Origin of the sequence: Ectopseudomonas oleovorans (genome assembly GCF_003052605.1) — a bacterium.
Taxonomy (GTDB): domain Bacteria; phylum Pseudomonadota; class Gammaproteobacteria; order Pseudomonadales; family Pseudomonadaceae; genus Aquipseudomonas; species Aquipseudomonas oleovorans_A.
This window is the reverse complement of the sequence record NZ_QASO01000095.1, coordinates 18,864-32,284: the sequence shown is the minus strand read 5'-3', so window position 1 is coordinate 32,284 and position 13,421 is coordinate 18,864. Positions and strand designations below refer to the sequence as shown.

Sequence of the window (13,421 nt, the reverse complement as noted above, 5' to 3'; positions counted from 1 at the left end):
ATGGGCGGACGCGCCGTGGCAATCACTGGGCTTGGTAGATCTGGTCGAACACGCCGCCGTCGTTGAAGAACTTCGGCTGAGCGGTTTTCCAGCCATCGAAGTCAGCGTCGATGGTTACCAGCTTGAGCTGCGGGAACTGCTTGGCGAACTCGGCCGCCACCGCCTGGTTGCGTGGGCGGTAGAAGTGCTTGGCGGCGATGCGCTGGCCTTCCTCGCTGTACAGGTAGTTGAGGTAGGCCTCGGCGACTTTGCGGGTGCCTTTCTTGTCGACGTTCTGATCGACCACGCTCACCGGCGGTTCGGCGAGGATCGACAGCGACGGCGCGACGATCTCGAAGTTTTTCCCGCCTTCTTCCTTGAGCGCCAGGAAGGCCTCGTTCTCCCAGGCCAGCAGCACGTCGCCGATGCCGTTGTTGACGAAGGTGATGGTCGAGCCACGGGCGCCGGTATCGAGCACCGGGACGTTCTTGTAGAGCTTCTCGGTGAAGGCCTTGGCCTCGGCTTCGCTGCCGTACTTCTGCTCGGCATAGGCCCAGGCGGCGAGGAAGTTCCAGCGTGCGCCACCGGAGGTTTTCGGGTTCGGGGTGATCACTTCCACGCCCGGCTTGACCAGGTCATCCCAGTCCTTCAGGCCTTTCGGGTTGCCCTTGCGCACCAGGAACACGATGGTCGAGGTGTAGGGGGTGCTGGCGTCCGGCAGACGCTCCTGCCAGTTTTCCGGGATCAGCTTGCCGAGCTTGTACAGCTCGTCGATATCGCCGGCCAGAGCGAGGGTCACCACGTCGGCGCGCAGGCCATCGATTACCGCACGGGCCTGCTTGCCCGAGCCGCCGTGGGATTGCTGGATGGTCAGCGCTTCGTTGCCCTGGGCCTGCCAGTGCGTGTTGAAGGCGGCGTTGAATTCGGTGTACAGCTCACGGGTCGGGTCGTAGGACACGTTGAGCAGGGTTTGCGCGGCGGCCACCGGGCCGGCGACCCCTGTAATAACTAGTGCGCTGGCCAGCGCGGCCAGGGCAAAACGGCGAATGGACATGGTGCAGCTCCTAACTGTGAAATTCTTGTGTTGGCGTATTGGGTGTCAGGCGGGGCGATCTTTCTCGAGCCCTCTGGTGGTCCAGTCGGGCCGCATCATGTTTCAGCTGTTCTTGGTACTCGGTTGTTGCAGGCGGATCTTTTCCTTGCGCTCGATCTGCACGACCTGGCCGTTGTGCACGGTGATTTCCACCGAACCGAATTTCAGGCCATGCAGGGCGGTCTGGATCTCGCGCAGGATGCTGGCTTCATCCTGGCCTTCGAGGTTTCTCAGCGTCGCGGTCATTTCCAGGCTCCTTGTGAATAGGTCGCCAAGGCGGCGGTATGGAGTACCGATGCTGGCGTGGAGCGGATAGTAGAGAGATGGAAATATTCTTAAAAGTATTGTTTAAGAACATTTATATTCCTTTTAGAAATATAAAAGTGGTCGCCGGAAGCGCATTTATGGAATAAGCAAATAAATTCTTATTCTTTTTGTAATCAGTTCATGCTGCCTAGACTGACGCCATTCGATTCAGGGAGGCGCCGTTGTGGCCAGCGAAGCAATCCGTTATCTGATCCTGCCGGGCTGGCAGGGCTCGTCCGCAGAACACTGGCAAAGCCATTGGCAGCGCAGCCTGCCCAACAGCGCGCGGGTCGAGCAGCAGGACTGGCTCAACCCGCAACGCGCGGATTGGGTGGCTGCGCTGAACCAGGCGATTGCCGACGATCCACGCCCGCTTATCCTCATCGCCCACAGCCTGGGTTGCGTGACGGTGGCGCACTGGGCGGCGCAGGCACCCATCGAACTGCTGCGCCGTGTACGTGGCGCACTGCTGGTGGCGCCGGCTGATGTGGAACGCCCGGGTTGCCCCGAGCCGCTGCGCAATTTCGCACCGATGCCGCGCGATCTGCTGCCCTTTCCCAGCCTGCTGGTGGGATCCGACAACGACGCAGCGGCCAGTGCCCTGCGCGCCATGGAACTGGCGCGGGCCTGGGGTAGCGAGGCGGCGATTCTGACCGGTGCCGGGCATATCAACGTGAAGTCCGGGCACCGTTACTGGGAGCAGGGCTTCGGCTATCTGTATCGCCTGCAGAGCCGCATCGAGCAGCAGGCGCGGCTGCGCGCCTGATTTTGCACAACTAGGTAGGAGCCAGCTTGCTGGCGATGCTTTTCGTCAGCGGACGCCGGATCGCCGGCAAGCCGGCTCCTACGGTTATGCCATTGCGCTTTCTTCCAGGGTGTCACTCGTGCCGAACACGTCATCTCCACTGACCTTCACCGACGCCGACAAAAGTCCACTGAGCATTCGGGCCAAGGCGCTGGTATTCGTCGATGCGCGTTCGCGCCAGTTGCGCGAGCGTGCCGAAGCCTTGGCGGGCAATGGCCAGCCGTTGCTGATTCTCGGTGAAACCGGCACCGGCAAGGAGCTGCTGGCGCGCTATATCCATCGCCACAGTGAGCGCGCTGGCCTGTTCGTGGCGGTGAGCTGCGCGGCGATAAGCCCGCAGTGGGGCGAGGCCGAGTTGTTCGGCCATGCCGCCGGTGCTCATGTCGGCGCCGGCAGTAGCCGTGCCGGCTGGTTCGGTTCGGCCAATGGCGGCACGCTCTACCTGGATGAGATCGCCGACCTCTCGCGCCCTCTGCAGAGCAAGCTGCTGGCCGCGCTGGAAACCCGCGAGGTGTATCGCGTCGGCGCCAACCAGGCGCTGCCGGTGGATGTGCGTCTGCTGGCGGCGAGCAGCATCGATCTGGCCCGCGCGGTGGCTGCGGGTACCTTCGATGAGCGCCTGTACGCCTACCTGTGCGACGGCCAGTTGCTGTTCCCGGTGCTGCGTCAGCGCGTCGGCGACATCCTGCCGCTGGCCGAATACTTCCTCGGCAAACATGCCTTGCGCCTGGGCCTGACCATTCCGTCGATCAGCCCGGCGGCGCAGGCCGTGCTGGAGGCGCACCGCTGGCCGGGCAATACCCGCGAGCTGGAGAACGTCATCCACTTCGCCCTGCTGCTGGCCGGTAACGCCGAGATTGGGCCGGAGCATCTGGAGCTGCCAGGAGGCGTGTAATCGCCCCGGATTACATTCGGGCTACGGACCTGCGGTATCTGCGTGTGATCGGTGCACGCCCTACGGCGCGAGCAGCGACACCGACTTGATCTGCGCCCATAGCGCCTGGCCGGCGTGAATGCCTAACTGATCGAAGGAGTAACGGGTGATTCGCGCTAGCAGGCGCTGATCGCCGATGCGCAGGGTCAACAGCATCTGCGCGTCCAGCGCCTGCCAGCCATCGACCCGCACCGGTAGCAGGTTGAGCAGGCTGCTGCCTTCGGCACGTTGCAGGCTGAGGCTGACGTCGCGCGCCTTGATCTTCACCCGTACCTGATGCCCGCTGAGCAGCGCTGCATGGGGTAGACGCAGGCAGGCTTCGCTGCCGGGAAGGTTCAGTTGCAGCAGATCGTAGGCGGCATCGTGAGCGCAGACCTGGCCGTCGATCACGGCCTCGGCCTCGTCGTCGCTGGCGAACGGCAGATCGGCGCGCAGCAGGGTCTCCTTGAGCGGGCCGCTGGCGCGCACCTGGCCTTCGTCGAGCAACACCAGATGATCGGCCAGGCGCGCCACTTCGTCCGGGGCGTGGCTGACGTAGAGTACGGGGATGTCCAGCTCTTCGTGCAGGCGCTGCAGATACGGCAGCACTTCCTGCTTGCGCTTGAGGTCGAGCGAAGCCAGCGGCTCGTCCATCAGCAGCAGGCGCGGGCTGGTGACCAGCGCGCGGGCGATACCGACGCGCTGGCGTTCGCCGCCGGACAGCGCCGAGGGCATGCGCTCGAGCAGGTGGCCGATGCCCAGCAACTGCAGCGCCTGTTCTAGCGCTACTTTGCTTTGCGACGCGGGGATGCGCCGCTGGCCGTACTCCAGGTTCTTGCGCACGCTCAGGTGCGGGAACAGGTTGGCGTCCTGGAACACGTAGCCGATGGCGCGCTTGTGCGCCGGCAGAAAGAAACTGCGCTCACTGTCCTGCCAGAGCTCACCGGCGACCTGCAGGTAGCCCTGCTGCGGGCGATCCAGCCCGGCGAAGCAGCGCAGGCAACTGGTCTTGCCCGAACCGGAATGGCCGAACAGCGCACTGACGCCGCGCCCGGGCAGGTCGAGGTCGACATCCAGGGTGAAGCCCGGATGCCTGACCAGAAAGCGCGCGCGAATGCGCCCATCGTCAGCGACGGCCGCTGCCGGGCGCTTGCCGAAACCGAACATCACAGCGCCCTCATCTTATGGCTGCGCCCGCTGTACAGCGTGAGCAGAACGATGAAGGAGAACGCCAGCATGCCGCCGGCCAGCCAGTGCGCCTGGGCGTATTCCATGGCTTCGACATGGTTGTAGATCTGTACCGACACCACCTGGGTCTTGCCGGGGATATTGCCGCCGATCATCAGTACCACGCCGAACTCACCGATGGTATGGGCGAAGCTGAGAATGGCGGCGGTGATGAAGCCGGGGCGGGCCAGCGGCAGCACCACGCTGAAGAAGCTGTCCCAGGGATTGGCGCGCAGGGTCGCGGCGGCCTCCAGCGGGCCGCGACCAATGGCCTCGAAGGCGTTCTGCAGCGGCTGCACGACGAAGGGCAGGGAGTAGAAGATCGAACCGATCACCAGACCGGTAAAGGTGAAAGTGAAGGTGCCGAGACCGAGGCTCTGCGTCAGCTGACCGAAGAAACCATTGGGCCCCATGCTCACCAGCAGGTAGAAACCGATCACCGTCGGTGGCAGCACCAGCGGCAGCGCCACCACCGCGCCGACCGGGCGCTTGAGCCAGGAGTCGGTGCGCGCCAGCCACAGGGCAATCGGCGTGCCGATAATCAGCAGCAGCACGGTGGTCAGTGAGGCCAACTCCAGGGTCAGGAGGATGGCGTCGAGGTCACTCTTCGACAGCGGCATGCAGGAATTCCGGAAGTGGAAAGCGTGGCCCGAATGCGATCCGGGCCACGGCTATTACAGCTTATAACCGAACGACTTGATCACCTTGGCCGCTTCCGGGCCTTTCAGATACTCAACCAGTGCCGCCGCTGCCGGGTTGTTCGCGCCCTGCTTGAGAATCACCGCGTCCTGTTTGATCGGGTCGTACATATCGTCCGGGACGATCCAGGCCGAGCCGCTACTGACCTGGCCGTCCTTATACACCTGCGATAGCGCGACGAAACCCAGCTCGGCATTACCGGTGGAGACGAACTGATGCGCCTGGGTGATGTTCTGGCCCTCGACCAGCTTGGCTTTCACCGCCTCGCTCAGGCCCAGCTTGTCCAGCACCTGCATCGCGGCCAGCCCATAGGGGGCGGCCTTGGGGTTGGCGATCGACAGGTGCCTGAACTGGCCGGCCTTCAGCGCCGCGTCCGTGCCGTCGAGGTAGCTGGCATCGGCTGACCACAGCACCAGGCTGCCGATGGCATAGGTGAAGCGCGAGCCGGGCACGCTCGCGCCCTCGCGCTCCAGCCTGGCCGGCGTTAAGTCGTCGGCGCTGAGGAATACATCGAAGGGCGCGCCGTTATTGATTTGCGCATAGAACTGCCCGGTGGCGCCGAATGAGGCGACCAGCTTGTGCCCGGTGGCTTTCTCGAACGCGGGCGCGATGGCCTGCATCGGTGCGGTGAAGTTGGCGGCTACGGCGACCTTGACCTCATCGGCCGCCACGCCGCCGGTGAACAGCAGGGCGAGGCCGAGCAGGCTGCGTTGCACTGTCTTGATCATGGGAATGTCGCGTACCTGCATCTCGTTGCTCCGGTCTGTGGGGCCGTTGATGAATCGCGCAGCCATACTACTTCGTTATATTTGTTTGTATATAGCGACAGGCACGATGTACGCCGGTGACTGGCCAAGCCATCATGGCGGGACTCAGGCCGGGGGTAGATGGCGTTGTGCGTGCTGCATCAGGCCAAACCTGACCTATAAGTCAATCCGGCTGAGATCGGCTGCGTCGCCAAACACTGGCCAGCCAGGGTTGCTGGTCGCGTGGCAGGCCGGCGGGGCGGTAGTAGTGCTCCAGCTCGACGAAACCGGCCGCTGTGAGCCGCGCGCGCCAGCGTTCCAGGTCGTGGTAGCTGCCGTAGCGCGGGCCGTTCCAGCCTTCCTGATTCTCGCCACGTGGGTTGGAGCTGAACAGCACGCCGCCGGCCTTGAGTGCCGCATGCAGCTCGCCGAGTACGCGCGGCAGCTCCTGATCGGGCACGTGGAACAGGCTGGCGTTGGCGAAGATGCCGTCGAAATGCCCGGCCGGCAGCTCCAGTTCGAGGAAGCTCTGCTGCCACACCTCGCAGCCGCTGTCGGCACGCGCCATGGCGACGAACTCGGCGCAGCCATCCAGGCCGATGGCTTCGTGGCCGAGGCCGCTGAAGGTGCGTAGGTCGCGCCCCGGCCCGCAGCCGAAATCGAGGATGCGCCAGGGCTTCTCGCCCTCGATATGCCGCAGCAGCGCAGCGATGTTCTGGCTCACGTCATGGTCGCGCGTGCCTTCGCGAAAGTCCTCGGCGCTGCTTTGGTAGTGGGCCAGGGTGAGAGCGCTGATCTGCGCGAGTTCATCGGGGCTCAGGGGCATGGTGAGGTTCCGGTAAAAGAGCGCATTAAAACCCTTTGGCGGGGCACACGGCAAGGCCCTTGTTTGGTGGTCAATGAACCTGCGTGCCGCTTGCACAGCCCCATTTCCTGAGGGGTGTAGACCGGCTGTCTGCAGCCGGGCGCCCACAATCAAGGAGATAACGCGATGGTTACGCACTACAAAGTCTCTGGCCATCTCGCTTGTGGCTCTCATGGTGAAAAGCTGCCCGCCACCACCGAGCTGGACAAGGTCAAATACCGCAATTGCCGCAAGACCGAAGTGTTCACCGAAGCTTGACGTAACTCACGCAATGCCGCGCGCCGTGCCGTCCGCCGCGAGAAGGCCGCGCGCGCCGTCAACGACTGGCGCACTTCCTGGGAGGCTCGATTGGCTGCCTTGCCAGGCCCGCAGTGTCTGCCGCGTGGTTTCGGCGACCAGGCATTCGTCTAGTGGATATTGGCGGGAGGAATGACCTCCCGTATCCGCCCGCGCTGTCAACACCTGTAGGAGCCGCGCCCCGCGGCGAATGGAGCCGGCAGCTCACTATTGCGATACGGTCGCATCCGTTTTCGCGCCGGGGCGACGCTCCTACAGTGACCGAACCAGCAGTGACCGAACCAGCAGTGACCGAACCAGGCGCGGTACCCGGCGTTGTCCAGTAAGGCGCTGGTGTGTGTCTGACGCCTGCGCGCTGACCAGGGCGCGATCTGCGCAACAGCCTGTTCCCGGGTTTGCCCCGTGGCGGAGCATTCCCGTAGATTGGCCGGCTTACCTCGTCCGGCACTGGCCGGTTCTGCCTCGAGATTTTCGCCGTGTCCGCTGCTCCCGTTTCCGTTTACCGACTTCCCGGTTTCCTGGCGTTTCTCATCGCTCGCATCGTCGTGGTCTTCGCCGTACAGATCCAGGCCGTTGTGGTGGCCTGGCAGGTCTATGATCTGACCCGCGACCCGCTGTCGCTGGCCTATGTTGGCCTGGCCCAGTTCATCCCCATGCTGGTGCTGCTGATGCCGGCCGGCGACTTGATCGACCGCTACGACCGCAAGCTGATCCTGATGCTCAGCTGGCTGGTCGAGGGGGTGTGCGCGGCAGCGCTGCTGTGGCTGTCGCTGAGCGAGGCGGCGGTCAGTTGGTACTACGCGGTGCTGGTGCTCTACGGCTGTGGCCGCGCCTTCACCGGGCCGGCGTTATCCAGCCTGCTGCCACAGATCGTGCCGCGCGAGCGCCTGGCCGCGGCCATCGCCGCCAACAGCATGATCATGCGCGGCGCGACCATTTCCGGCCCGGTGATCGGCGGTGGCCTGTATGCCATTGGCGGTGGCGGGCTGACCTACTCGGTGTGCCTGGCCTGCTTCCTCGCCGGCTGCGTGTTGCTGCTGCGGGTGCCGGTACGCTATGCCGAGAAAATGCAGGCACTGGAAGCCACTGCCTGGGCGCGCTTCACCGCCGGTATCCACTTTATCCGTACGCGCCCGATCATCCTCGGCACCATCTCGCTGGACCTGTTCGCGGTGCTGCTCGGCGGCGTGATCGCACTGCTGCCCATCTATGCCCAGGAAGTGCTGGAAGTCGGCCCGACCGGCCTCGGCCTGCTGCGCAGTGCCATGGCTATCGGCGAGGTATCGGTGGGGCTGTACCTGAGCATGAAACCCTTCAACCGCAATGTCGGGCTGGTGATGTTCGGCGCGGTGGCGCTGTTCGGTGTGGCCAACCTGGTGTTCGCGCTGTCCAGCCTGTTCTGGCTGTCGTTCGCCGCGCTGGTGGTGGCCGGTGGTGCGGACATGGTGAGCATGTACATCCGCTCATCCCTGGTGCAGTTCTCCACCCCGGACGCCATGCGTGGCCGGGTCAATGCGGTGAACATGCTGTTTATCGGATCTTCCAACGAACTGGGCGAATTCCGCGCCGGCACCAGCGCCGCCTGGTTCGGCGTGGTGCCGGCAGCGCTGATCGGCTGCGCCTGCACCCTGATGGTGACGGGCGGCTGGATGCTCGGTTTCAAGAGTCTGCGCCAGGTGAATCGCTTCGAGGATGCTTCGCCAGCGAAGGTGGGCTGAAGTAGGGCTGCCCGCGACGCCTGCCGCTCGTCGCGAAGCGAGCAGTCCGCCAGAGACTGCGGATGTGCGCCGATCAACGACCGTAGGATGAGAAGAGCAACGCGAAATCCATCACCGCAATTGCTTTGGGTATTGCTTTGCTCTAACCAGCCTAGTTGCTGTTCCGACACGTGGCATGGTGGACAAACTCCGCGTTGTCCACCCTACGCGGCGGGGATATCTGCGTAGGGAGGATGACGCTTTTTTCATCCACCGTGGGGCGAGGTTGTCCGGGCTACTTGCTCTTCCATCCACCGCGAGGCTGTCCACGCTTCGCGGGCAAAATGCCATCTCGGTTGTTTTCGCGCGCCAGACGCCAGAGTTGGCGATCAAGACCTTCCCAAACCCACCCACAAATTCTGTGAACACCGCTGTGGATAACCTTTGCAAAAGCCCTCTGCGCCTAGCATTCAAGCGGGTCTCAGCAGGCCGTTCAGTTTTTGTCCAATGACGCTCTGCTGGCGTTATCGCCAGGCGGAATATCGCTTTAAATCAATTACTTGGCTCTGGTTCTCAACTGCTGAGCAGGGCGGGGGCGTGTTGCCGGGTGTCGTGCACAAAATCTGGGGAAAGCGTTGTGGATAACATGCGGGAAAACGCGTCCAGGCCAGGTGGGGTAAGGGCTGCGTGGGGCTGGTGATTTTTCGTGCGGTGTCGCGCGGCTGTCATCTTTCGTGGCTATAGTGATCGGTCGATTTGCAGCCGCTGGAGCCATCTAATGCCCGATTCCTCTGAACGTCCCGCCCCGGTCAGTTTGCTGCAGGCGTTCTGGTTCTGGTTGAAGCTGGGGCTGATCAGTTTCGGTGGGCCGGCCGGGCAAATTTCGATCATGCATCAGGAGTTGGTGGAGAAGCGCCGCTGGTTGTCCGAGCGGCGTTTTCTGCATGCGCTGAACTACTGCATGTTGCTGCCCGGGCCGGAGGCGCAGCAGCTGGCCACTTATATTGGCTGGCTGATGCACCGCACCTGGGGCGGGGTGATCGCCGGGGCGCTGTTCGTGCTGCCGTCGCTGTTGATCCTGATCGTGCTGTCCTGGGTCTATCTGGTGTTCGGCGATGTGCCGTTGGTGGCGGGGATTTTCTATGGCATCAAGCCGGCGGTGACGGCCATCGTGGTGCAGGCGGCCTGGCGCATCGGCGGGCGGGTGTTGAAGAACGCCTGGCTGTGGGCCATTGCAGCAGCGGCCTTCGTCGCCATTTTTGCGTTGCAGGTGCCGTTCCCGCTGATCGTGCTCGGTGCCGCGCTGGTGGGGTATATCGGTGGGCGGCTGGCGCCGCAGCACTTCGCGGTCGGCGCCGGGCATGGCAATGCGGGCGGGGCGCATGCGCCGGCGCTGATCGATGACGAGACGCGCCTGGCGCATACGCATTTTCGCTCCAGCCGCCTGGCGCTGATCCTGCTGGTCGGCGCGCTGCTCTGGCTGCTGCCGATGGGCCTGCTGACCCTGGCGTTCGGCTGGCAGGGCACGCTGACGCAGATGGGCTGGTTCTTCACCAAGGCAGCGCTGCTTACGTTCGGCGGTGCCTATGCGGTGCTGCCTTACGTGTACCAGGGCGCCATCGACCACTTCGGCTGGCTGACGCCCCGGCAGATGATCGATGGCCTGGCCCTCGGCGAGACCACGCCGGGGCCGTTGATCATGGTGGTGGCCTTCGTTGCCTTCGTCGGCGCCTACGGCCAGCCGGTGTTCGGGGGCGATGCGGCCTTCGTCAGCGGTGCGCTGGCGGCGGTGCTGGTCACCTGGTTCACCTTCCTGCCGTCGTTCTTGTTCATCCTCGCCGGTGGGCCGTTGGTGGAGTCAACCCACGGGCAGTTGAAGTTTACAGCGCCGCTGACCGGGATCACTGCCGCCGTGGTTGGGGTGATCCTCAATCTGGCGCTGTTCTTCGGTTATCACGTGCTCTGGCCCGAGGGCTTCGCTGGCACGTTCGATTGGGTGTCGGCGTTGATTACCCTCGGTGCGGGCGTGGCGTTGCTGGGCTTCAAACGCGGGGTGATCGAGACCATTGCCGGGTGCGCTGTCGTCGGGCTGGTGGCGCATCTGTTGGGTTGAGTGGTGGATTATGCGGTGCATTGCGTGGCGGCGCTGTTGCGCATCGCCACCCACCGGGCTGGCGGGGCTGTGATGGCCGGGGCGCTGCAGCTGACCGACAACTACAAGGTTGCCACGCCGGCCAACTGGCAGGACGGTGACGAGGTGGTGATCGTGCCGTCGCTCAAGGATGAAGCCGAGATCGCTCAGCGCTTCCCGCAAGGCTAGCGCGCGGTTAAACCCTATCTGCGCCTGACGCCGCAGCCCAACCGTTAAGGAAACATCATGCATGTCGTGTTGCTGTCCGGCAGCCCTGCGGCGCGCTCGCGCACTGAAGTGCTGCTGGACTACGTGCGCGCGCCGTCGACCACGGCGACCTGGCCCAGGTCGCTCAGGCTCCGACCGTCTCGGTTTCAGCGGCGTGCTGATCCCCACTGGACGTTCCTGCGAGGACTCCTGGCTGGTTGCTGCGTCCCGCATCCCGGTGACGCAGCACCTCAAGTTCCTCGCTGCCCTGCGCCCGGGGATCATTTCGCCAACCGTGGCTGCGCGCCAGGCGATGGCCCGACCGTGGCGGCGCGGGTCAAGGAGTATGCGGAGCTGGGCATCGACACCTTCATCTGCTCCGGTTACCCGCACCTGGAGGAGTCGTACCGGGTCGCCGAACTGCTGTTCCCGCATCTGGACGTAGCCGCGCCTACGCGTCCGGAACGTCGCGGTTATGTCAGCCCGTTCGGCGAAATGATCTCCAGCGACATCCTGCCGAAGGCGGCTTCGGCGAGCTGAAAAGCGCCCTCTCCCCCAGCCCCTCTCCATGAATGGGAGAGGGGAGCCAAAGCGTGCCGCTGGGTATTCCGACGGCACCTGATAGCTCCCTCGCCCCTTTGGGGAGAGAGGGCAGGCGCACGACTTTCCCGGATTGCATCTGGGCTACATCAGTGAACCATCAGGAGAAACGCCATGACCATCAAAGCCATCAACGTGCGTAACCAGTTCAAGGGCAAATCAAGGAAATCGTCATCGGCGACGTACTGTCGGAAATCGACGTGCAGACCGCTGCCGGCATCGTCACCTCGGTGATCACCACCCGTTCCGTGCGGGAACTGGAATTGCAGGTGGGCAGTGAAGTGATTGCCTTCGTGAAGTCCACCGAAGTGTCCATTGCCAAGCTGTGATTGGCGGATGATGGCTCCCTCGCTTCAGCGTGGGAGCCCAAGCCTGGGCGCTTTGCGCCCGCTTGCTCTGGTGCTGCACCAGCATCTGACGCAGAGCGTCTCTGGATGCATTCCCACGCGGAGCGTGAGGAACGAGCAAAGAGTGGTTGCCTGAGCAGCCTCGGCGACTAGGGCTGCATGGCGTTTTCAACGCTGAAAGGAGACTGGTTATAAGAAGTAAATAAAAAGATATTTTTCAGCTATATGATTTTTCTGCAGAATCGCGCCATCAAATAGCCTGCCTGCAGGTTCCTCTCGCGATAAGAAGGACGCCATAGATGCTGAAGAAGATCGTTCTGGCCACCGTGGCCAGCGCCACCCTGCTCACTGGCTCGCTGAGCCATGCTGCTGCCGATACGCCATTCCACAACGCCTCCTACGACATCGCCCGCGAGCTGTTCGGCGAGATCAATCCGCTGTTCGTCGAGCATTGGAAGCAGCAGAGCGGCAAGGAAGTGAAGATCATCCAGTCCTTCGCCGGTACCTCGCGTCAGGCGCAGGACATCATCCAGGGCAAGAAGGTCGACGTCGTCACCTTTAACCAGGTAACCGATGTGGACATCCTGGCCAAGCGCGGTCTGCTGCGTGAAGACTGGGCCAAGCAGTTCCCCAACAACGCCTCGCCGTACTACAGCACCACCGCGTTCCTGGTGCGCGAAGGCAACCCGAAGAACATCAAGAGCTGGGACGACCTGATTCGCGATGACGTGAAACTGGTATTCCCCAACCCGAAAACCTCCGGTAACGCCCGCTACAGCTACCTGGGCGCCTGGCTGTTCGCCAACGAGAAATTCAACGGCGACCAGGATAAGGTCAAGGCCTTCGTCGGCAAGCTGCTGAAGAACGTCGAGAACTTCCCCACCGGCGGCCGTGGCGCCACCGTGGCCTTCGCCCAGAACGGCCAGGGCGACGTGCTGCTGACCTTCGAGTCGGAAGTGATCAACATCGCCAAGGGTGACGAATTCAAGTCCGCCAAGCTGGAAATCGTGGTGCCTGAAGTCAGCGTGCTGGCCGAGTTCCCGGTGGCCATCGTCGACAAGGTTGCCGACGAGCGCGGCACCCGCGAGCAGGCCAAGGCCTTCCTCGACTTCCAGTACAGCAAGGACATCCAGCAGCTACTGACCCGCTACAACTACCGCGTGCACAACCCGGAAGTGGTCGAGGCGACCAAGGCACAGTTCGCGCCGGTACGTCTGATCAACCCGAACGAGATCCTCGGTAGCTGGGATGACATCACCGCCAAGCACTTCGACAACGGTGGTATCCTTGACCAGCTTCTCGCGACTGGGCGCTGAGCGCGCCGGTCTGGCGTAGCAGGCTGTTGAAAAACGTAGGCGAGGCAGGCAAGACAATACCGATGGCGGCCCCGCAAAAACGGCCGAAAAAAGCACTGGGCCCGCACTCGGGTTTACGTGCTGTAAATGAGCATTTTGACTGGGCTCGCACGCGAGGCCGTTTTTAACGCAGTATTGCCAACGTAGGTAGTTT

The 13,421-nt window shown here is 63.4% G+C and carries 11 protein-coding genes and 4 pseudogenes; 9 read left to right on the top strand and 6 right to left on the bottom strand.

Features of this window, described 5'->3' with window-relative positions:
- Positions 1-22: 22 nt before the first annotated feature.
- Together DBO86_RS15670 and oscA are read right to left on the bottom strand one after the other, a co-directional pair.
- Positions 23-1,033 (bottom strand): sulfate ABC transporter substrate-binding protein, encoded by a 1,011-nt coding sequence (locus DBO86_RS15670; protein ID WP_108234169.1) that lies wholly within the window; start codon positions 1,031-1,033, stop codon positions 23-25.
- A gap of 102 nt (positions 1,034-1,135) precedes the next feature.
- Positions 1,136-1,318, bottom strand: coding sequence for a sulfur starvation response protein OscA (gene oscA / locus DBO86_RS15665; RefSeq protein ID WP_003464528.1), 183 nt, complete (start codon positions 1,316-1,318; stop codon positions 1,136-1,138).
- Between the two features lie 244 nt (positions 1,319-1,562).
- Between oscA and DBO86_RS15660 the strand changes: the two genes are divergently transcribed.
- Together DBO86_RS15660 and DBO86_RS15655 are read left to right on the top strand one after the other, a co-directional pair.
- On the top strand, positions 1,563-2,144 hold the full coding sequence (locus DBO86_RS15660; RefSeq protein ID WP_108234168.1) for an RBBP9/YdeN family alpha/beta hydrolase: 582 nt from the start codon (positions 1,563-1,565) through the stop codon (positions 2,142-2,144).
- Positions 2,145-2,262: 118 nt separating this feature from the next.
- A complete protein-coding gene (locus tag DBO86_RS15655; RefSeq protein WP_425266800.1) occupies positions 2,263-3,078 on the top strand; it encodes a sigma 54-interacting transcriptional regulator in 816 nt (271 codons plus the stop codon).
- A 60-nt stretch (positions 3,079-3,138) separates the two neighbouring features.
- Here DBO86_RS15655 and modC read toward each other — a convergent pair whose 3' ends face one another.
- From modC to DBO86_RS15635, 4 genes are all read right to left on the bottom strand, one after another.
- Complete coding sequence (gene modC / locus DBO86_RS15650; protein WP_108234166.1) at positions 3,139-4,263, bottom strand: molybdenum ABC transporter ATP-binding protein; 1,125 nt, start codon at positions 4,261-4,263, stop codon at positions 3,139-3,141.
- On the bottom strand, positions 4,263-4,943 hold the full coding sequence (gene modB / locus DBO86_RS15645; protein WP_108234165.1) for a molybdate ABC transporter permease subunit: 681 nt from the start codon (positions 4,941-4,943) through the stop codon (positions 4,263-4,265). The genes modC and modB overlap by 1 nt, the downstream gene beginning before the upstream one ends.
- Before the next feature lie 54 nt (positions 4,944-4,997).
- Entirely contained in the window at positions 4,998-5,750 is a 753-nt protein-coding gene (gene modA, locus DBO86_RS15640; RefSeq protein ID WP_074859517.1) for a molybdate ABC transporter substrate-binding protein, read from the bottom strand.
- A gap of 202 nt (positions 5,751-5,952) precedes the next feature.
- Complete coding sequence (locus DBO86_RS15635) at positions 5,953-6,594, bottom strand: class I SAM-dependent methyltransferase (protein WP_108234164.1); 642 nt, start codon at positions 6,592-6,594, stop codon at positions 5,953-5,955.
- 165 nt (positions 6,595-6,759) lie between these two features.
- Here DBO86_RS15635 and DBO86_RS15630 point away from each other — a divergent pair.
- From DBO86_RS15630 to cysP, 7 genes and pseudogenes are all read left to right on the top strand, one after another.
- A pseudogene (locus tag DBO86_RS15630) lies at positions 6,760-7,044 on the top strand (hypothetical protein).
- Between the two features lie 362 nt (positions 7,045-7,406).
- Positions 7,407-8,648, top strand: a complete 1,242-nt coding sequence (locus DBO86_RS15625; RefSeq protein WP_108234163.1) for an MFS transporter — start codon at positions 7,407-7,409, stop codon at positions 8,646-8,648.
- A gap of 757 nt (positions 8,649-9,405) precedes the next feature.
- The gene (chrA, locus tag DBO86_RS15620; RefSeq protein WP_108234162.1) at positions 9,406-10,740 is read left to right on the top strand and encodes a chromate efflux transporter; all 1,335 of its coding nucleotides are present in this window, start codon (positions 9,406-9,408) and stop codon (positions 10,738-10,740) included.
- An 81-nt stretch (positions 10,741-10,821) separates the two neighbouring features.
- Positions 10,822-10,947 (top strand): annotated as a pseudogene (locus DBO86_RS15615) (peroxidase); the annotation flags it as partial.
- Between the two features lie 125 nt (positions 10,948-11,072).
- Positions 11,073-11,505 (top strand): annotated as a pseudogene (locus DBO86_RS15610) (LLM class flavin-dependent oxidoreductase); the annotation flags it as partial.
- 174 nt (positions 11,506-11,679) lie between these two features.
- A pseudogene (locus DBO86_RS15605) lies at positions 11,680-11,894 on the top strand (TOBE domain-containing protein).
- Between the two features lie 317 nt (positions 11,895-12,211).
- A complete protein-coding gene (gene cysP / locus DBO86_RS15600) occupies positions 12,212-13,228 on the top strand; it encodes a thiosulfate ABC transporter substrate-binding protein CysP (protein ID WP_108234161.1) in 1,017 nt (338 codons plus the stop codon).
- Positions 13,229-13,421: the final 193 nt, after the last annotated feature.

What these genes read in the sequence shown, in the direction of transcription:
- DBO86_RS15635 (WP_108234164.1), bottom strand. Translation starts at nt 6,594, where the DNA reads ATGCCCCTGAGCCCCGATGAACTCGCGCAGATCAGCGCTCTCACCCTG.
- oscA (WP_003464528.1), bottom strand. Translation starts at nt 1,318, where the DNA reads ATGACCGCGACGCTGAGAAACCTCGAAGGCCAGGATGAAGCCAGCATC.
- cysP (WP_108234161.1), top strand. Translation starts at nt 12,212, where the DNA reads ATGCTGAAGAAGATCGTTCTGGCCACCGTGGCCAGCGCCACCCTGCTC.
- DBO86_RS15670 (WP_108234169.1), bottom strand. Translation starts at nt 1,033, where the DNA reads ATGTCCATTCGCCGTTTTGCCCTGGCCGCGCTGGCCAGCGCACTAGTT.
- modC (WP_108234166.1), bottom strand. Translation starts at nt 4,263, where the DNA reads ATGTTCGGTTTCGGCAAGCGCCCGGCAGCGGCCGTCGCTGACGATGGG.
- chrA (WP_108234162.1), top strand. Translation starts at nt 9,406, where the DNA reads ATGCCCGATTCCTCTGAACGTCCCGCCCCGGTCAGTTTGCTGCAGGCG.
- modA (WP_074859517.1), bottom strand. Translation starts at nt 5,750, where the DNA reads ATGATCAAGACAGTGCAACGCAGCCTGCTCGGCCTCGCCCTGCTGTTC.
- modB (WP_108234165.1), bottom strand. Translation starts at nt 4,943, where the DNA reads ATGCCGCTGTCGAAGAGTGACCTCGACGCCATCCTCCTGACCCTGGAG.